This is a genomic window from bacterium (assembly GCA_035380285.1).
In the GTDB taxonomy this organism is placed as follows: domain Bacteria; phylum Auribacterota; class Erginobacteria; order Erginobacterales; family DAOSXE01; genus DAOSXE01.
In genome coordinates, this window is sequence record DAOSXE010000015.1 from 56,769 (window position 1) to 76,739 (window position 19,971).

Annotated in this window: 11 protein-coding genes; 5 read left to right on the forward strand and 6 right to left on the reverse strand. The window is 66.0% G+C overall.

What is annotated here, in order from left to right; all coding sequences use genetic code 11:
• Positions 1–14: 14 nt before the first annotated feature.
• The 4 genes from PLZ73_07380 to PLZ73_07395 form a co-directional block, all read right to left on the reverse strand.
• Entirely contained in the window at positions 15–227 is a 213-nt protein-coding gene (locus tag PLZ73_07380; protein ID HOO77694.1) for a hypothetical protein, read from the reverse strand.
• Entirely contained in the window at positions 211–1,572 is a 1,362-nt protein-coding gene (locus PLZ73_07385; protein ID HOO77695.1) for a tetratricopeptide repeat protein, read from the reverse strand. The genes PLZ73_07380 and PLZ73_07385 overlap by 17 nt, the downstream gene beginning before the upstream one ends.
• Positions 1,573–1,725: 153 nt before the next feature.
• The gene (locus PLZ73_07390) at positions 1,726–3,069 is read right to left on the reverse strand and encodes a nucleoside kinase (GenBank protein HOO77696.1); all 1,344 of its coding nucleotides are present in this window, start codon (positions 3,067–3,069) and stop codon (positions 1,726–1,728) included.
• A 119-nt stretch (positions 3,070–3,188) separates the two neighbouring features.
• A complete protein-coding gene (locus tag PLZ73_07395) occupies positions 3,189–3,461 on the reverse strand; it encodes a hypothetical protein (GenBank protein ID HOO77697.1) in 273 nt (90 codons plus the stop codon).
• Between the two features lie 372 nt (positions 3,462–3,833).
• Here PLZ73_07395 and PLZ73_07400 point away from each other — a divergent pair, with 372 nt between their 5' ends.
• The 4 genes from PLZ73_07400 to PLZ73_07415 all read left to right on the forward strand — a co-directional run bounded on the left by PLZ73_07400 (position 3,834) and on the right by PLZ73_07415 (position 6,192).
• Positions 3,834–4,214, forward strand: coding sequence for a cupin domain-containing protein (locus tag PLZ73_07400; protein ID HOO77698.1), 381 nt, complete (start codon positions 3,834–3,836; stop codon positions 4,212–4,214).
• A gap of 105 nt (positions 4,215–4,319) precedes the next feature.
• Positions 4,320–5,030: an MgtC/SapB family protein gene (locus tag PLZ73_07405; protein HOO77699.1), complete on the forward strand. Its 711-nt coding sequence runs from the start codon at positions 4,320–4,322 to the stop codon at positions 5,028–5,030.
• Positions 5,031–5,136: 106 nt separating this feature from the next.
• Positions 5,137–5,406, forward strand: coding sequence for a DUF4404 family protein (locus PLZ73_07410; protein ID HOO77700.1), 270 nt, complete (start codon positions 5,137–5,139; stop codon positions 5,404–5,406).
• A gap of 6 nt (positions 5,407–5,412) precedes the next feature.
• Positions 5,413–6,192 carry a glycerophosphodiester phosphodiesterase gene (locus PLZ73_07415; protein ID HOO77701.1) on the forward strand — a complete coding sequence of 260 codons (780 nt, stop codon included), beginning with the start codon at positions 5,413–5,415 and terminating at the stop codon, positions 6,190–6,192.
• Here PLZ73_07415 and PLZ73_07420 read toward each other — a convergent pair.
• The gene (locus tag PLZ73_07420) at positions 6,181–7,197 is read right to left on the reverse strand and encodes a Gfo/Idh/MocA family oxidoreductase (protein HOO77702.1); all 1,017 of its coding nucleotides are present in this window, start codon (positions 7,195–7,197) and stop codon (positions 6,181–6,183) included. The two genes, PLZ73_07415 and PLZ73_07420, sit on opposite strands and share 12 nt — an antisense overlap.
• A complete protein-coding gene (locus PLZ73_07425) occupies positions 7,194–8,390 on the reverse strand; it encodes an acetate/propionate family kinase (protein HOO77703.1) in 1,197 nt (398 codons plus the stop codon). Before PLZ73_07425 ends, PLZ73_07420 begins: the two co-directional genes overlap by 4 nt.
• Before the next feature lie 226 nt (positions 8,391–8,616).
• Between PLZ73_07425 and PLZ73_07430 the strand changes: the two genes are divergently transcribed.
• A partial coding sequence (locus PLZ73_07430; GenBank protein HOO77704.1) for a hypothetical protein occupies positions 8,617–19,971 on the forward strand: 11,355 nt, incomplete at its 3' end.

Consider the following 19,971-nt stretch of genomic DNA (forward strand, 5'->3'; position numbering starts at 1 on the left):
CGACGTTCGCCGTTTCAGAAGAACCAGAGCAGGAAGGCAAGGACCGCCGACCCGACCAGAAGCGCTCCCAGCCAATGTCTCCAGCCGTACAGCAGACCGGTGAGCGGGCCGACCGGCTCTTCCAGCAGCTCCCCGCAGTAGATGCAGTTCAGGTTTTCGTCCGGGGTGGGCTGGCCGCAGTGAGGACAGCGCACCAGCCCCGGTCCGGGGTCATTTCCCCTTCTCAAGCTTCTCGGCCTGGCGTTCGTAATCCCTGGCCGCGGCCTCGTGTCCCCGGGCGCGGCTGATCCGGGCCACCAGTTTCAGGGCCTCGATCTTATCCCGGAGAAACGAACCCTCGGCGGTCTTGGTCGCGGCCCGGGCCAGCTGGACCGCGCTTTCGGACATGCCCCGCTTGAACTGGGCCTCGGCCATATTGACCAGGACCAGGGTGTTGCCGGGGAAAGTCACCAGCAGCTGCTCCAGGACTTCCTTGGCCGCGGCCAGGTCTTTTTTCTTCTCCAGTTCGAGGGCGAGCCCGGTCAGGCAACCGAAGACGTCCAGGTTCTTCCCCAGAGCTTCGCGGATACGTCCGTGAACCCCGAGCTTGAATTCGTCTCCCAGGCCCCGGTAGGCGGCTTCCAGGATGCTGTGGGCGTGAAGAACCTCCATGGGGTAGTAGAACGGGGTTTCCGAGAGACCGTCTTCGGTCAGTTCCGCGGCTTTCTTGAATTCGCCCTTTTTCAGGCGATATTCCCCCATGGCCAGCTTGGAACGGGAATCCCAGGGCTCGCGCTTCTGCTTCTGGATGGCGCGGATCCGGTCCAGCCAATCCTTGGCCTCGTCCAGCTTCTCCTCCAAAAGGCAGAGTTCGGCCAGCTGGATCATGGCTTGATAGGATTCGGGCTCCGTTTTCAGGATCCTGTTGAAGGTGCGGCGGGCGGAGGCGTAATCGCCGAGGTCGAGGTAGGCCAACCCGATCCACTTGACCGCGTCCATGTCGTCTTTCCTGATCTTCACCGCCTGCGTCAGGAATTCGATCGCGTCCTTTTTTCTGCCCACTTTCATGTAAAGACGCCCCAGGTCCTTGATCCGCCGGTGGGTGGCGCCGAAAACCCGGATCGCTTCCTTGAGGTTCTGAATCCCCTGCTGATGTTCGTCCATGACGAAATAGAGCTCGTAGAGGGCCGCGTACGAGCGCTCCTTCAGGGGACTGGTCCGGGGTATGTCCTTGAAGACGGCGACGGCCTCGGGAAGCTTTCCCCTCCGTTTATATATCCGGGCCAGGCGCACGTGCGCCGACCAGCTCTCCCCTTCCTTGACCAACTGCTTGTAGAGATCCACGGCGGAAGCCGATTTCCCCATCTCCTCATACACGCCGGCCAGCTGTTCCCGGATGAGCCGGTCCCGGGGAAAGACCGAGAGCGCCAGCTTCAGCACCGCCACCGCCTGCTCGTGCTCGCCCCGGCGGGCGAGCAGCGTGGCCAGGTGTTTATACGGCCCGTCCAGGCTGGGCCGATCGACGATTCGGTCCCGGACCTCGCGTTCCTTGGCCCCCTTCAATTTCAATTCCAGATCCTTGATCGTTTTCATCCTGACCCCCTTGGACGGTTGCAACTTTGATTTTCAGGATAGCGCAGCCCGAAGAAGCCAGGGAAGCAAAAAGCCTCGGCCCGGCGTTCGCGGCGTCGGCGACCGGGGCGCGGGAGGCGGGGCCGGGGCCCCGCCTCCCGCGCCGGGGAGAGGTCAATACTCGTAGACGCTCCCGCCGATGAATTCCCGCAGAAGGGAATCGGCGGGGATGACGGAATCGTCCTCGAGAACGTCGACCTGTTCCAGCCAGTCGAGGCAGCGACGGGCCCGGGCATGGGCATCCTCGCGGCCCGGAGAGGCAGCGAACGCCTCCACCGCCCGGCGCAGGCTCTCGTACGTGTATTTCTTATGTACGGGAAGCTCGTACGGCAGATAGCCGTTGATGACCGCGTCGGCCTCCTTGATGAAGGGAACGATGTACTTTTTTTCGGAATCCCGGACGTAATGCCAGTGTCCCACCGTCATTTCCGGGGAGTAGTTGCGGTGGAGGTTGTCCCGGACCATCCGCCGCAGGAGCCGGATGTCGGTCCAGGGAACGAAGTTCCCGTCACTGCCGGTCAGCTGACAGATCGCCTCGATATACACCCGGAACTGGCTTTTGCGGGGTACGCCCCGGGTCACCTGGTCGTGGAGGCCGTGGAGCCCCTCGACCACCAGGATTTCCCCGGGTGCGAGCTGCATCGTCTTGCCCGTTTCCTCGCGGCGGCCGGTTTTGAAGTTATAGACCGGCACCACCGTTTCTTTCCCGGCCAGGAGATCCTTAAGGTTCCTGTTGATGGTGGCGATGTCCAGGGCCCCGGGCGTTTCGAAATCATAGTCGCCGTATTCGTCCCGGGGCTGGTCCTTGAGGTTCCAGAAATAATTGTCCAGGGCCAGAAGCTGCAGTTTTTCGCCCGCGGTCCGCAAGGCCTCGCAGATCTTCATCGTGGTCGTGGTCTTGCCCGAAGAACTCGGTCCGGCCACGATCACGAGCCTGATCCGGTCCCGGTGGGAGAGGATCTCGCCCGCGATTTTCCAGATCGCGCCCTCGTAGGCGCGGTTCACGTCGCGGATGACCTCCCCGTACCCTCCGAAAGCGAGTCTCCGGTTGATCCCCTCGATGCTGTCGACGTCGCGTTCACGGTTCCAGGACCGCGACCGGGTCACGATTTCCATGCGGTAGAGCTCTTCCCAGGTCACCCCCGGCGAGGAAGCCTGCTTCGGAGAGGGCTTCGTGCCCGCGCTCTTCTTCGCCGCCGTCTTTTTCGCGACCGCTCGCTTGACCGCGGTTTTCTTCGGGGACACCTTCTTCGCGGCGGTTTTTTTGACCGCGGCTTTCTTCGGGGGCGCCTTCTTCGCGGCGGTTTTTTTGACCGCGGCTTTCTTCGGGGGCGCCTTCTTCACGGCGGTTTTTTTGACCGCGCTCTTCTTCGCCGCCGTCTTTTTCGCGACCGCCTGCTTGACCGCGGCCTTCTTGGGGGCGGCCTTCTTCGGGGCCGCTTTCTTCTTGGTCGGCATCAATACCTCCTGGATGCTCATCCGCTACGGCTGCAGAAGGGTACGCCCGGGCGGCCGCAGCCGGGCCGCCCGGGCGTTGACCCGCGCCCGGCGGGCGCGGGAACTGTGCGTACTCGGTGTTACTTTTTCTTGGCAGACTTTTTGGCGGCTTTCTTCGGAGCCGCTTTCTTGGCCACTGCCTTCTTGGGGGCGGCCTTCTTGGCGACGGCCTTCTTCGGGGCCGCTTTCTTGGCCACGGCCTTCTTGGGGGCGGCCTTCTTCACCGCGGCTTTCTTCGGGGCCGCTTTCTTGGCCGCGGCCTTCTTCGGCGCCGCTTTCTTGGCGGCGGCCTTCTTCGGCGCCGCTTTCTTGGCGGCGGCCTTCTTCGGGGCGGCTTTCTTCTGGGCGGGCATCGTCTGCCTCCTTGGTGTTGCCATGGCTGCCGAAACCCTCACCCGGACAGCGACAGCCGCTCCGCCCGGGCGGGCCGGCCGGACACGAAAACCGGCCGGACCCTACTATTCTCTTTCTTGGCGCCAAGTTTTATTCCTTCCCCGCATGTTGTCAACATTGATTTCGCATCGATTTTTTAAAAGCGGCGGCCGGGGCGCGAACCCGGGCGCGCGACGACGACCGGGCGCGGGGGCGGAGCGGGGAGCGGACTCGGACGGCGAACGGCGGGGGCGGCGGGGCGGGGCCGACTTTTTCTCGACAACAACGCGCCGGCTGGTAAAAGATATCTCTTGGAAAACGAACCGAGAAAATCCCATCGGGAAACATCGAGGATGAAAATCACCGCCATCGTCGCCCGCGGACGCGACGCCGGGACCAGGTTCGAGGAGGTCGAACTCGAAGAACACGAAATCGACGAGGGACCGGGCTCGCCGGTTTTGAGCGCCACCGAGCGCCTCCCGGCCGGGCGCGCCACCTTCATGAACATCCCCCGGGGGTGGCGCTGGGATTGGCACTCCTCTCCTACCCGGGATTTCGTCTACGTGGTCGAGGGGCAGGTCACCGTCACCGTGGGAACGCGAGGAGCCGAGGAGAGCCGATCTTTCGGACCCGGAGAACTGTTCTGTTTCGACGACCCCGTGGGGCGGGGCCATCGGACGACGGTGGACCGGGCCAGCCGCCTGGTGCACATCCAGGGACTGAAGGATTCCTGAGGCGGCGGGGGGGCCCGGCGCGGCTTTGCCGCTTGAGCGCGCGGCCGGAAAGCCGTAGTATCGGAGCCGGGGGCCGAAACCAGAGCCGCATCCGGAGAATAAAAAATGTACGACTTTCTCTTGCCCGATCACTGGGTCTTGATCCTCCGCATCCTGGCGGCGGCCGTCCTGGGTGGAGCCGTCGGTTTCGAACGCGAACTGCACGGGCGCGCCGCCGGGCTCCGAACTCATCTCCTGGTCAGTACCGGCGCCGCCGCCTTCACGATCCTCTCCACCCACGTCGCCGAATTCGGAGTGGCGTGGGGAGGCGGGTTCAGCAGGGTCACCGATCCGGGCCGGATCGCCGCCCAGATCGTTACCGGCATCGGATTCCTCGGAGCCGGAGCCATCATCAAGGAGGGGTTCACGGTCCGGGGTCTGACCACCGCCGCCTGCCTGTGGGTGGCGGCCGCGATCGGCATGGCCAGCGGGGCCGGTTTCCTTCTCATCGCCGCGGCGGTGACGGCCATCTCCCTGGGCGCCCTGATCGGGCTGAATTATTTCGAAAAACTCCACCACCGGGACATCTACCGCGACCTGACCGTCGTTCTCCCCAACGACGCCGACGTCACCGGTCTCATCAACCTGGTGAAGAGAAAGCAGATCAGGATCCTGTTTTTCGATTTCACCCGCGACTACCTGACCCACACCACCACCGCCCAGATGTCGCTCAAGCTTTCCCACCGGGGCCAGGCGGAGCAGTTGTCCCACGACATCATCATCTCCCTGGAAACGAGCGGCATCCCCCTGAAATCGATCACGTGGTCGCATCCGTAACCTCCCCCGCCGGGAAGACGGGAGGGAGGAGGCGAAGCGCGGACGAAGGTTCCGAAGGCCGGTCGCGGCCGGGTTCCGGAGCCGAAAGAAATTGCAAGGAGCGGTTATGAAACACGAGGAGCTCAACCGGCGCCTGGAAGACCTGCACCGGGAACTGGCGGGCAGCGCGGAGCTGGACGAAGAGACCCGAAAGAACGTGCAGACCCTGATGGGCGACATATCCCGGCTCATGGACGGGAACGCCCGAAACGACGGCGGCGGGGGGTCCCCGATAGAAGCCGTCGAATCCCAGATCCGGGCGCTGGAGGTGCAACACCCGAAGCTGGCGGCCGCCCTGGGGCGCATCGTGGACATGCTCAGCGGCATGGGCATCTAAACCCTTATGCGCGGCCCCATGCTCGTCGCCCACCGGGGGGCCTCGGCCGCGGCCCCCGAAAACACCCTGGCCGCGGTGCGGGCGGCCTGGGAGGCGGGGGCCGACGCCGTTGAAGGCGATTTCCGCCTGACGCGGGACGGGGTCGTCGTCTGCATCCACGACGCCACCACCGCCCGCACCGCCGACATCGATCTGACCGTGGCCGCGGCGCCCCTGGCCCGGCTGCGGGAAGCGGACGTCGGCAGCGGCAAGGGACGGCGCTGGGCCGGAGAACGCATCCCCACCATCGACGAAGTCCTGGACGCCGTGCCCGCGGACAAGACCATCCTGATCGAGATCAAGGACGGCCCCGGTCTCGTCGTCCCCGTCGCCCGCGCCCTCAAGCGGGCGCTCCTGCCCCCCGAGCGCGCCGTGATCATCGCATTCGATCCCGCCGTGATCCGCCGGGCCCGGGAGGTCATGCCCGCGACGCGGCGCTACTGGCTGACCGGCCCCGAGGGATGCCGGACGGCGGAGGCGCTGGCCGGGTTCCTGGAGAAGATCGGCGCCGACGGAGCCGGGTGCCGTGTTCACCGGGGAATCGACCGGCGGTTCGCGGCGGCGCTGCGGAAAAGAGGCAAGGAGCTGAACGTCTGGACCGTCGACCGGGCCGACGCCGCCCGGCGGCTGGCCGCGGCCGGGGTCGATTCCATCTCCACCAACCGCCCGGGCCCGATCGGAGAGGCCCTGGAAGCGGCCGGCCTGCGAAAGGCGCGCCCCGGGGGCCCCGGAGACTCAGGAGGCTGAAATCGACCCGGCCCGGGGCGGTGGGGTCGCCGCCGCGGCGCGGTAGAGGGAGACCACGGCCCCGATCACCCGGCGGCTCTCCGACAAGGGGTAGCGGGGGGGAGCGTCGTCCAGGATCGATTCCTCCATCGCCTCCACTTCGCAGAGATACGGATCGACCTCCTCGGTTTCGATGATCTCCTCGCGGTCGTCGGGGAAGACCCGGATGATCCCGCTGGTTTTCCCGTCGAGGTTGGGCTGGAAGGGGTTGGGGAGGATCAGGCGCCCTCCCTCCCCCACCACCTCGGCCCCGACCCGGTAGGGGAGGCAAAACCCGCAGTCGAACTGGACCAGGGTCCCCGAAGCCATCAGGAACTGGCCGGCGAAGAGGCAATCGACCCCCGCGGCGTTGTGCTTCATGGCGCCCGCGAATTCCACGACACGGGAGGCGTCCAGGCCCAAAGCCAGAGAGACGGGGTAGACGCCCACGTCCCAGAGACACCCGCCCCCCAGTTCGGGGCACAGCCGGATATTCCCGGAGTCCTCGGACAGGGTGAAGGAATAATGGGCGCGGATCAGGCGCAACCTCCCCACGGCGCCGTCCTCGACCAGTTCGCGAAGGGAGAGAAACTGGGGGTGCATGCGGTACGCCATCCCCTCCATCAAAACCCGGCCGGCGGCGCGGGCGGCCGTTTCCAGTTCCCGGAGCCGGGCCGGGTCGAGGACCAGGGGTTTTTCGCAGAGAACGTGCTTGCCCGCCGTCAGGGCCCGGAGGGTCCATTCGTAGTGCAGGCTGTTGGGAAGCGGGATGTAGACGGCGTCGATCCCGTCGGATTCGATCAGCTCCCGGTAGGAGCCCGCCACCCGGGGGATGTTCCAGAAGGAGGCGAACTCCTCGGCCCGGGATCGATCCCTCCCCGCCACCGTCACCAGCTCGGAACGCTCCGAAGTCGCGAGCGCCGGAATCAACCGGCGGTTGACCCGGGCCGTGGAAACGATCCCCCAACGCACCTTGTCGCCGTTCATGCCCGCACCTCCCTTGACTCTCCCGCGGAAATAAGCAGGCGCACTCCCTCCCGCGCGATTTCCAGTTCTTCATCGTTGGGAACGACCAGGATCCGGATCCGGGAAACGGAAGCGGCGACGTCGGCGCACCGGCTTCCGTCGGCCCGGCGGTTCAACTCCGGATCGAGCCGCACCCCCGCGAACTCCAGCCCCCGGCAGGCTTCTTCCCTGACCGCCGGGAGCGTCAAACCGACCTCGTCGGTGAAGATCAAGGCGTCCGCGCCGCCGAGCAGGGCCAGGTAACCTCCTATATAGAGCCGGAGACGGTGGAAGTAGGCGGCGACGGCCAGAGCGGCGTCGGGAAGGCGACGGCGGCCGAGCAGGTCGCCGAGATCGCCGGAATCCCCGGAGAGCCCCAGCAGCCCGGACTCCCGGTTCAAGATCCGGGACACCCGGCCGGGCGACAATCCGGATCGGACCAGGGCCAGGACCGCCTCCGGGTCGATATCCCCGCTGCGGGTGGCCATCACCAGCCCCTGGAGCGGGGAGAATCCCATGGAAGTGTCGAGCGGACGGCCGGCGGCGATCGCCGCCGCGCTGGACCCGCCCGTCCCCAGGTGGCAGGCGACCAGGCGCAGCTCGTCTTCCCGTCTCTGCAGGAAACGGGCGGCGGCGGCGACCACCGACCGATAGGACAAGCCGTGGAAGCCGAACTTGCGCAAACCGCAGCGGCGGGCGAGATCGCGGGGCACGGCGTAGACCGCGGCCTGGGGCGGCAGCCCGGCGTGGAAGGAGGTGTCGAAACAGGCGTACTGGGGAAGACCGGGGTAGCGGTCCCGCGCGGCTTCGATCACCGCCAGCGAGAGGGGGTTGTGGAGGGGGGCCAGGGACAGGCCTTCCCGCAGCCGTTCCAGGGTTTCGGGTCCGATGAGGGCCGGAGCCGGAAAGGCCGTTCCGCCGTGGACGACACGGTGCCCGACCGCGTCCGGTTCCAGCCCCCGGGACCGCAGCTCCCGGAATACCTCCCCGGCCGCGGACCGGTGGCCGCGGCTATCGGCATCCGCAGGGAGAGACCGGCCCCGGTCGCCTTTTGCGGAAGGGCCGATCCCTCCGACCCGGCCGGAAGCGGAAGCCACGGGGTCCCCCTCCCCCCGGGTTTCGAAGAGTTTCCAGGAGAGGGACGAGGAGCCGCAGTTGAGAACCAGGATATCCATAGCCGAACCGGGGCAAGCATATCCTTTCCGCCCCCGGGGGAGAACCTTTTTCAGGTGGTGTCTCCCCCCCCCGCCGGACCGGGAAAAGCGAATTTTATTGCGGGACGAATCCGGTCCATTATAATCACAAAAAAATCCGTTAAACCATTTCCGAAACGGCGGGGAGGATCTCCTGTCCTCCCGGTCCCCCCCTTCCTCGGCGAAGCGCAGGGGGAAAGGATCGATAATGAATTCATTGCTGCGAAACTGCGGGATCGTATTGTTCTCTTTAACCGCGGCCGCGGGGACGGCCCGGGCCCTGGAGGTCGAGTTGACCGGGGCGGAAACGGTCAGCCGCTGCGAGGCCGACACCTACTACATCTCCGTCGGGAACCCCGCCTGGACCGCCCACACCGCGGAGAACATCGTCCTGGTCGACACGGTCCCCCCCGACGGATTCGTCTTCCAGAACGATTCCGCCTCCATCACCACCCCCCAGGGCTCCCTGTCCGGAAGCGGGGCCAACCCGGGGATTTCCGGGAGTGACCTGACCTGGGACCTGAACGCCCTTTTCGGATCCAGCATCACCCTGGCGCCCGGCGACACCCTGGATATCGAGTTCGCCCTGGAGATCGACTGCGACGGCAACAGCGGCCAGAACGACCTGACGGTCAGCTACGACTTCCCGTTCCCCGTGCCCCAGTCCGATACCGAGGCTCTCTTCATCACGGTGATGCCCGGGGACATCAACCTCCTCAAGACCCCGGTGACCCAGGAGGCCGGGATGGGGGACTGGGCGACCTACACCGTTCTGGTCGAGAGTTCCGGGCTGGGCACCATCCGCAACGTGACGGTAACGGACACCCTGGGTTCGGGCCTGGCCTTCGTCTCCGCCGACCCCGCTCCCCAAGCGGGAGGAGGGCCGCAGACCTACTACTGGACGGCGGCCGAAATCCCCCAACTGGCCGAAATGGAGCCGGACGAATCGGTGGAGATCTCCCTGATCGCCCAAGTCATCGCCTGCTCCGGGCTCGAAAACGAAGTGGACGCCGTCTTCGGCTGCGAAGGCATGGTCAGCGTTCCCGACCAGATCTGCCTGGACACGGCCACCGAAACCCCGCCGGGAACGGCGACCGCCACCATCGATTACCAGCTCCGCACACCCGACCTGACCTTCGATCTCAGCCCCGGGATGAGCGGAATCGACTACTGTTCCGGAGAAAACGTCACCGTGACCGTAACCAACGGCGATCCCCTCTCCCCGGACCCCGACGTCGGGGGGGCCTACAACCTCTTCTTCGACACCAACCTCGACGCCACCGGCTACGAGATAACCAACGTCGTCGGGGCCGGATACAACCCCGCCACCGGCGAATTCGCGGTCGGGACCGTTCCCGCCAACGCCGAGGTCGTCTTCTCCTATACCATCGGCTGGCCCGACGGAGCCTGCCCTCCCGACCCCTCTTCCCGGAACACGCTCTGGCTCCCGACCTACGACGACGAATGCATGACGCCCTTCGCGCCGCCGGTGAAGATCTACCCCGTTTCCATGACCGGAATGCCCTCGCTCTCCATCTCCAAGAACAACCCCGGGATCGTCAACGGCAACGACACCATCGTCTTCACCCTCACCGTCGCCTACCACGGCCCCGACGGCTTCAGCCCCACCGTCACCGACGACTACCCCAACCCCTCCCCGGGCTGGACGGTTCAGACCATCACCGAGGGAGGCAGCGACGACGGCGACGTCATCACCTGGACCCCGACCCTCGACGACGGCGACATCTGGACCGCCAGCTTCGAAATGGGGCTGGCCGACCCCTGCGTGGGTCCGCCGGTGGGACCGTACACCAACAGCGCCGAGGTCACCGGAGGGACCGACTGCCACGGCTGCGCCATCGCCGCCGGGTCCACCTCCGAAACCTTCTACGTCGAGGATACCCCCGGATGCGACGGGGACTGCAACGCCGACGGCTCCCGGCAGGGACCGGGGACGATCGAGGTCTGCACCTTCGCCTCCTACACCAACAGCTACGCCCTCCAGGGGTCCTCCCGACCCGCCTCCTGGTCCGGCTCCACCATGAGCGACGAAATGCCCCTCGACCAGAGCTACGTTTCCCTCGACGCCGTCCTCGTCGACGGCTTCAACTACCAGACCTACGTCTCCGACAACGGGGGAGCCGGGGGCCTCTACGAGGTCTACCTGGAAGGGCTCGACGCCTCTCCGGCCCCGGCGCCGGACGCGGCGACGACGATCGTCCTGGCCTACACCTTCCAGGCCGGCGACACCACCGGGAGCGTGTACGGGGAATCGGACCTGACCGTCGCCGGATGTTCCCAGGAGCGGAACTGGCTTCCCATCTCCATCGAGCGCTCCAGCGTCGGGATCGGTCTCGACGGCCCCCTGATCACCGATCACTGCGGGGTGGAGCCCTATACGGTCTCCCTCTCCAAGAACGGATACGTCGCCTACGACCTTCTGGTGGTCTTCGACCTCGACCCCGACGACAACGGAACCGACAACTACTACTACCTGCCCGGGAGCACCTTCTTCGCCGGGACCTTCGCCGAAAACGGCGGAGGGACGATATCGTCGTTCGAACCCGACACGGCCACCCCCGGCGAACTGCGTTGGGACTTCGCCACCCAGGGGGGGGGATCGGGTGACCTTTCCCAGGTCGGTTCGATCCGGGTCGACCTGCGTCTCCCCTGCACCGCCGCCGTCTACACCTACAGCGGCCGGGCCGAGTACAACGACCGCTGCGACGACGGCACCATTCCCCGGGAATCGACGGTCTCCGCCGGGCCGGACCAACCGCTCTGGGTACGGGAGGGGGATATCAGCATCATCAAGATGCCGGAAGCCTACTACGCCACCGAAGACACCGCGGAATGGTTTCTGACCGTGGTCAACGGCGGCGACGGGGGGGCCTACAACCTCCACGTCATCGATACCCTCTCTTCCGACCTCTCCTTCGCGGGAGGCGTGCCCTGGCCCGAGGACGTGGCCGGACAGACCATCACCTGGAATTTCCAGAGCCTGACCGCGACCTGGGGCGGCCTCACCGACCTGGACGGGGACGGTTACTTCGACGACCTGGCGGCGGGGGAAACGGTCAACCTCTCCATTGCGGCCGCGATCGAGGACTGCACCGACCTCCACAACGAAGTCTACTCCACCTGGGGGTGCCTGACCACCCCCTGCCAGACCTCGAACTGGGCCACCTCCACCGTCTATCTGCCCCCGCCGGGCCTGCTCGGCGTCACCACGTTCCCCGTGGCCGTCGATCTCTGCGATTCCGCCCCGGTCATCTTCGAGGTCCGCAACAGCGGCCAGACCCACATCTATGAAATCACCGCAGCCGAGAAGTTCCCGAGCGGCGCCGATTACGTTCCCGGCAGTTCGGAATACAGCTACAACGCCGGCGGGGGCTGGGGCGCGTACACCGCGATCCCCGACCCGGACTACTGGCCGGCGCAGACCTACCCCTACCAGTGGACCGCCCAGACCCATATCCCCGAATTCCAGGATCTGACCCTGGGCGCCAGGGTCAGAATCAGGTTCGACGTCGAGGCCGACTGCGACTTTCCCGCCGGGGACCGGATCTTCCGTTCCCGGGCCAGCTACGAAAATCCCTGCGGGGAGTACAAGGTCACCAGCGAAACCGCGGCCACCATGAACCTCAACAACATGGACGTTCAGATCGTCAAGGAAGGGAGGAACGAGACCCGGGACCCGGGAGGCCCTCTCTCCACCGATCCGGTGATCGCCGACGCCGGGGATACGGTCTACTGGCGGGTGACCTTGAGCAACGCCGGCTCCACCGACGCCCAGTACGTGACCATGACCGACACTCTTCCCGACACGGTAACCTTTTCGTCGGCGGCGCCCGCCCCCGACTACCAGAGCGGGCAGACCGTCGCCTGGTTCGTGGGGACGGATCTGCCCTTCGTCGCCACCGTCGAGGCCACGGTGGACGGCGACGGCTGCCAGGCCCTCTCCTATAACTCCGTGGACGTCGCCTGGGGGTGCGGAGACCTCGGCTGCACTGCGGGAACCAAGCACCAGGTGCACGCCCTCACCACCGAAGTGGACTTGCAACTCCCCGGCTGGAACCAGCTGACCGCCTTCACCACCTGTAACGGGACCGTTGCCTTCTCGGTCACCAACGACGGCGCCACCGCCGAGGAACTCGATTTCGTCTACACCGTCCCCGATGGCTACGTCTACGACGCCAGCGGCGGCGGCGCCGAAATCTCCAGTTCCGATCCGGCCCACACCTTCACCGAACCCGAGGAAGAACCGGTGGACCTGGGGGGAAACCCTCAGCAGCTGCGGTTCGCCGGCGCGGCCCAGGGGGGCAACATAATCGACGGCAACGATTACGCCGGCCCCGCCGAAACCCTGACCGTCGCCTTCAACGTCTACCGGGTGCCCTCCGATTTCTCCTGCGACACCGATCCGCACGGGGATCCCCCCGTCCCGGGACCGGTGGCGGGCTGGCCCGTCGGGAGCTACTCCAACAGCTGCGGGGTCTACGTCACCGACGGGGTGGACTTCACCGTCGAAACCGTGACTCCGGCCTACGCCGACCTCGACCTCACCATCGACCCCGCCACCCAGATCGTGAGCGACGGGGGGAGCGCGACCTTCAACGTCACCCTGCGCAACAACGGCACCGCCGCCGCCGACAACTGGGCGGTCGATCACCTCCTCGGACCCGGCTATTCCAACATCGCCTCCTCCCTGGGAAGCGTGGTCGGGCAACAGGTCGTCTTTCTCTCCGGCGACCCCGGTGGCGGGACCATCGACCCCTCGACCGAACGCACCTACGTGATCACCGCGGACGTGGGGAGCGGGAGCCTGATTCACGAGGCCGAGGTCATCGGACAATGCGTCGACGCCGGAGGGGCGGCGACCGGCTGCAACTACAGCGACGACGCCGACGACGCTTATTCGTCCAACGCCAGCTTTTCCAAGGCCGGCGACACCCAGGCCACGATCGGAGAAACCGTCTACTTCACCGTGACCGCCGACTTCCAGAACCCCGACTACTCGGCGGTCACCGTGATCGACCAGCTCCCGGTTCCGGGGTTGGAATACATCTCCCACTCGGTCTCTCCGGCGGACTGGAGCGCCAACACCGCCTCGGCGGCGACCGGCACCATCGAAGTGGCCTGGACGGAAATCACCCAAGCCACCACCGTCACCATCGAAATCGAAGCCCGGGTGGACGACGACGCCGTCAACTTCGCCGGGATGACCCAGACCAACGACGCCTCGGTCCAGTTCACGTACCAGACCAACACCTACAACGACTCGGATTCCTCCGATGTCGGAATAGTCGAACCCCACGTCCTCGACTTCTCCAAAAATTTCGAAGGAGGGTACCCCGGGCCGGTGGCCGGAGGGGACGGCGTTTACTTCCGGGTCCAGTTCGACAACGACGGCACCGCGGTCACCTCGACCGCCTACAGCCTGCACTGGCAGGACACCCTGCCCCCGGAAATGCGCGACGCCGCGCCCGGCATCGTGGCGGTGGGGGTGGACGCGCCGCCTTACGGCTCGATCGACCGGACCCTCACCTCCCCCGCCGACTACTCCGGTTCCTGGGACGGCGCGGCCGGCGTCCTGGAGCTGAATTTCAACACTCCGCTGCCCGGCTCGGCGGCGCGGCTGGACAACGACGAGAGAATGCTCATCTACTACCGGGCTTATGTCGATTACGATGTCGGTTCCTTCGCCGAGTTCTCCAACTTCGCCCGGGTAGACAGCTACTATTCCCTCCCCTACGACCCGTCCAACCCCGACATCCGGCCCTACAGCGACGGCAGCGATTGGAAGGAGCTGACCGCCCCGTCCCTCTCCCTGACCAAAAGCGTCCTCTCCGGATCTCCCGCGACCATCGGGGAAACCGTCTACTACCGCCTGGAGGTGGCGGTCCCGGCCGAGACCGCCGCCTACTGGCCGGACCTCTACGATATCGTGGAGTGGAACGGCCTCACCTACGTTCCCGGCTCCACTTCCTTCGCCGCGGTGACCGGCAACCCCGCGGAAGGGGTCTCCTTCGTGACCTCCACCGAGCCGACCTGGATCTCCTGGACCGACCCGGCCCCGGGCGCCACCTTGTTCTGGGACTTGAACCCGATCGTCAACGCCAGCGACGGCGTCGGCTGGGGCGACATAGAGTACGTCTTCCGACTGGAGTGGGCGATGCTGGTGACGGGACGGGACGATGCCGGAGGAGACACGGTCTGGAATCCGCCGGCCGCGGACGACCATGCCCTTGACGACGCAAGAGTCGACTGGTCGAGCTTCAGCGACGGCAACGGTTCCACCAACCGCTTCGTCGAGGATACCGACGTTCGTACCGACGTCGATCAACCGGTCCTCTCCTCGTTCGATAAGACCACCAACACCCCGAATCCTGTCCACGGGACCCAGCAGGTCGACTACGTCGTCACCTTCGACAACACCGGCTGGAACACCGCCTTCGATGCCGTGATCTCCGACCTGATCCCGCCGGGGATGCGCCAGACCGCGCCGGCGGTGGATTCGATCACGGTCGGGGCCAGGACCCTTTCCTCCCCGGCGGACTACACCACCGCCTGGTCCGGACAGACCTTCACCGTCACGTTCGTCTCCTCCGACACCTCCCTCCCGGTTTCCGGAAACACTTCCGCCTCCCGGATCGAACCGGGCGAGACCGTGACCGTCAGCTACCACGCCACCGTGGACGCCGACGTCGGGGCGGCTTTCTCCATGACCGACTCGGCCCGGGTCGGCGAATACTCCTCCCTCCCGGGAGCGGTCCCGGCCGAGAGAATCTATCCCGGTATCGGCCCCGACTCCGAGACCCACTACACCGATCCGGCCGACATCGGCAAATCCCAGTCCTCAGCCGGGTACACTCCCGGGGGCGCGGCGACCATCGGCGAACCCCTGGACTATATCCTCGAGATCGACCTGCCCAACGACACCACCGCCTACGGCCTCACGATCACCGATACCGTCTCCGACGGTCTGACCGTGACCGGGGTGAGTTCCAACCCGGCGGCGGTCTTCGCGGTTTACACCGAAAACCCGGACGGGACCACGGACGTCACGGTCGGTTACGGCGACTTCGGACCCGGACAGACCGGCCTCGACGCCGTCGTTACCATATCGTCCTATGTGGATCAAACCGACACTTCGGGCTGCGTCGGCCAAGGGACCAACTTCTGGAACGAGGGGTTCATCGGCTGGAGCAACCAGTCGGCGGGCGGCACCTGGTTCAGCGACACTTCCATCGGCCTCTGGACCGTGGTGGTGGAGCCGCGCCTGCAGATCCTCAAGGAAATCGCTCCCGGCCACGGGGACGCAGGGGACGTCCTGACCGTGACCATCACCGCCGACCATCCCGGAGACAGCGACTCCGACGCCTTCGACGCGGTCATCAGCGACGTCCTGCCCTCGGGGCTGACCTGGGCGGATAACCTCTCCGCTTCCGGGCCGACCTTCACCGTGGACACCGGCTCCCTGCCCACGGTCACCTTCACCTTCCAGACTATTCCCGACGGAGAGACTTCGGTCATCACTTTCGACGTGGTCTTGAACGATTCGGTGACTCCGGGCGAGATCGTGACCAACACCGGGGGGATCGAGTGGACCAGTCTTCCCGGCAACGATCCCAGGGAAAGAGACGGCTCCGGGGACATATCCTGCGACGACTACGACGACGCCGATCCGGCCGTGGTCACCGTCGACGACAACCTGGGCATCGAAAAGTCCCTGCTGGGCGACGGGGACGCCGCCATTGCCGAAACCTTCCAATACGAAGTGGTCTTCACCCTCAACGAAGGGACGATGCCCGGGGTGGAGATGGTGGACACCCTCGATCCCGGCCTGGCCTTCGTCTCCCAGGACAGCTTCGCCCATGACGCTTCCATAACCTTCAGCGGTCAGACGACGCCCACCATAACCAACCAGGGCGCCACGATCACCTGGTCGTTCGAGACCGTGGTGAATCCGGCCGGACCGGCACCGGACACGGTCACGGCCGTCTACACCGTCTGTGCCACCAACGTTGCCGGCAACCAGAGCGGGACCTTGCTCGACAATAGCGTCGAACTCGACTACGAGGGGGGCGGCCCGCTCTGGTCCTCCGCGTCCGATACCGAGATCATCGAACCGGTGTTGGCGGTGGATAAAACTCTCTCGGCCCAAACCGGGGACGCCGGGGACACGGTCACGGTCACCGTCACCTTCAGCCACGCCACCGACAGCTCGTCCCCGGCCTACGATCTTACTCTCTCCGAGGTGGTTACCACCGGTCTCGCCTGGTCGAACAACGTCACCAACATCTCCGGGCCCGCTTTCACCTGGGACACCAGCGGCCTGCCCGAGGTGGTCTTCGCCTGGGACGAAGTGGACACCTACTACAACCAGGCCTACCCGGTGAGCTTTTCCTTCGACGTCACCCTGGAACCCTCCGTCATTCCCGGGCAGGTGCTCCCCGACACGGTCGATCTGCGGTGGACCTCGGTCCCCGGCGACCCGGGCCAGGTGTCGCCCTACAACCCGGATTCCTACCAGCGGACCGGCGATCCCTCGGATCCGGGGGGGGCGCTCAACGACTACAACGACGAAGACAACGACGCCATCACGGTCAACAACGGACTGGTCCTGGAAAAACTCCTGCTCGGGGACGGGAACGCGGCCGTGGCCGAAACCTTCCAGTACCGGGTGACGATGCCGCTGATCGAGGGAACCATGCCCGACGTCCTCCTGGCGGACACGCTCGACGCCGGCCTGGCCTTCGTCTCCCAGGACGCATTCGCCGTCGATCCCTCCATCTCCTTCAGCGGATCGACCGAACCGGTGGTGACGGACCAGGGCGGGACGGTCACCTGGAATTTCGGGACCATCGTCAATCCTCCCGGCCCGGCGGCGGACACCGTCGTCATCACCTACACCGTCTGCCCCACCAACACGGCCGGCAACCAGGACGGAACCCTGCTCGACAACCAGGTGGAAATGACCTTCGCGGGAGGCCCGCCCAGCTGGGCGGCCGCCTCGGAAACCGAGGTCGTCGAACCGGCGCTGACGGTTCAAAAATCGCTCTCGACCCAGACCGGCGAAGCCGGGGACACCGTCACGGTAACGGTCTCCTTCAGCCACTCCACCGAAAGCTCCTCGACCGCCTACGGGCTGGTTCTGACGGAACTCGGCGACGAGAACATGGCATGGGCCGACAACATCACGCTCATCAGCGGGCCGGCCTTCACCGTCGACACCGACGATTGGCCCGAAGCCACCTTCTCCTGGGACGAGGTCGACACCTACTACAACCAGGCTTACCCGGTGAGCTTCTCCTTCGATTTCGCCGTGGGCACGGGGGTCAACCCCAACCAGGTGCTCCCGGATACCGTCGACCTGGAGTGGACCTCGGTCCCCGGCGATCCGGGCCAGGTCTCCCCGTATAACCCCGATTCCTACGAGAGAACCGGCGACGACTCCGATCCCGGGGGGGCCCTCAACGACTACAACGACGAGGACAGCGCGCAGTTCAGGATCGACGACAACGCCTTCAATAAAATCCTTCTGGGAGACGGCGACGCCGTCATCGGGGAAACTTTTCAGTATCAAATCACCATCGATTTGATCGAAGGCGTGACCGAAAACGTGATCATGGCCGATTCCCTCGACCCGGGGCTCGCTTTCGTCTCCCAGAACAGCTTCACCTACGATACCGGCATCACCGTCACCGGCTCCACCATGCCCCTGGTCCTGAACCAGGGGACCAACCTCTGGTGGTTCCTGGGGAACATCGTCAACCCGCCCGGAAGCGCCCCCGACACCATCACCGTCACCTACACCGCCTGCCTGACCAACGTCTACACCAACTGGGACGGCCGGCTCCTCGACAACTTCGCCAACATCAGCTATATCAGCGGCGGCCCTCTCTGGTCGACCGCCTCCGACACCCAGGTCCTGGAACCGGAGATGGCCGTGACCAAATCCCTCTCCGCCCAAACCGGCGAAGCCGGAGACACGGTGACGGTGACCGTCTCCTTCGGCCACACCACCGACAGTTCCGCCAAGGCTTTCGACGTCACGCTCGGCGAAACGGTCACCGACGGGCTGACCTGGGCCGACAACGTCCAGAGCCTGAGCGGCCCGGCCTTCGCCGTCGATACCGCCGGACTGCCGGAAGTGGTCTTCAGTTGGCCGCAGATCGATACCTACTATACCCAGGCCGATCCGGTCAGTTTCTCCTTCGACGTGACCCTCGACGCCGACGTCCGGCCCGGGCAGCCGCTGCCGGATGAAGTTTGCCTGGAGTGGACTTCCCTCGCCGGGAATCCGGGACACGTGTCTCCCTACAACGACGACGCCTACGAACGGACGGGAGACCCCGCCGACCCCGGTGAATGGAACCACTACACCGCCGCGGACGAAGGCCTGATCACCGTCGGGTCCGCCGCCATCGCCAAAACCCTGCTGGGCGACGGCAGCGCCGTCATCGGGGAGACCTTTCAATACCGGGTGGTTGTGGACCTGATCGAGGGCCAGATGGCCTTCGCCACCATCACCGATTCGCTCGACGAAGGGCTGGCCTTCGTTTCCCAGGACGCGGTCGTCTACGATCCGGCCATCTCCATCAGCGGCTCGACGGTTCCCGCGGTCGGGCCCGACGGCCGGACCTTGACCTGGAACCTGCAGACGGTGACCAACCCGCCGGGCCCCGAACCCGATACCGTAACGTTCGTGTACACCGTCTGCGTGACCAACGTCACCGGGAACCGGGACGGGACCCTGCTCGACAACCGCGTCGACCTTTCCTATCTCGGGGGAGCGCTGGGGCCGGTTTCGGGCGGTTCCACCGAGGTTCTGGAACCGAACCTGGGCGTCCTCAAGGAGTTCTCCCCTCAGAGCGGCGTGATCGGGGACGTCTTCACCGTCACCCTCTCGGTCTTCCACACCCAAACCTCGAGCGCCGACGCCTACGACGTGGCCCTCAGCGACCTCATTCCTTCCCAGTTCGACTGGCAGGACAACCTGACGCTCCTCAGCGGCCCCGCTTTCACCGCCGACACCTCCGCTCTCCCCGCTCTCGCCGTGGCCTGGCCCGAGATCGCTTCCTTCTACGTCCAGACCAACCCGGCCCGGCTGAGTTTCGATCTGGAGCTCAACGGCACCGCCGTACCCGGAGAAATCGTCTTCAACACCGCCGGGGTGCAGTGGACATCGCTTTCGGGAGACCCGGGACAGATATCCCCCTACAACCCGAACGCCTACGAGCGCACCGGCGACCCGGCCGATCCCGGCGAAGAAAACGACTACGCCGCCGCCGACCTCGACGACGTCGAGGTCGAGGCGACACCGTCTCCCAGTCCCACCCCCTCGCCCACTCCCTCGGTCACCCCCACGCCGTCGGTCACCCCCACCCCGTCGGTCACCCCCACTCCCTCGACCACGCCGACGCCTTCGGCCACGCCCACCCCTTCCGTCACCCCGACCCCCTCGGCTTCGCCCCCCCCCCCCCCCCCCCCCCCCCCCCCCTCCCCCCCCCCCCCCCCCCCCCCCCCCCCCCCCCCCCCCCCCACCCCCCCCCCCCCC

Bases quoted from the DNA above. Each gene is read 5' to 3' on its own strand.
- PLZ73_07390 (HOO77696.1), bottom strand. From the start codon at position 3,069: ATGCCGACCAAGAAGAAAGCGGCCCCGAAGAAGGCCGCCCCCAAGAAG.
- PLZ73_07425 (HOO77703.1), bottom strand. From the start codon at position 8,390: ATGGATATCCTGGTTCTCAACTGCGGCTCCTCGTCCCTCTCCTGGAAA.
- PLZ73_07385 (HOO77695.1), bottom strand. From the start codon at position 1,572: ATGAAAACGATCAAGGATCTGGAATTGAAATTGAAGGGGGCCAAGGAA.
- PLZ73_07420 (HOO77702.1), bottom strand. From the start codon at position 7,197: ATGAACGGCGACAAGGTGCGTTGGGGGATCGTTTCCACGGCCCGGGTC.
- PLZ73_07415 (HOO77701.1), top strand. From the start codon at position 5,413: ATGCGCGGCCCCATGCTCGTCGCCCACCGGGGGGCCTCGGCCGCGGCC.
- PLZ73_07400 (HOO77698.1), top strand. From the start codon at position 3,834: ATGAAAATCACCGCCATCGTCGCCCGCGGACGCGACGCCGGGACCAGG.
- PLZ73_07405 (HOO77699.1), top strand. From the start codon at position 4,320: ATGTACGACTTTCTCTTGCCCGATCACTGGGTCTTGATCCTCCGCATC.
- PLZ73_07410 (HOO77700.1), top strand. From the start codon at position 5,137: ATGAAACACGAGGAGCTCAACCGGCGCCTGGAAGACCTGCACCGGGAA.
- PLZ73_07395 (HOO77697.1), bottom strand. From the start codon at position 3,461: ATGCCCGCCCAGAAGAAAGCCGCCCCGAAGAAGGCCGCCGCCAAGAAA.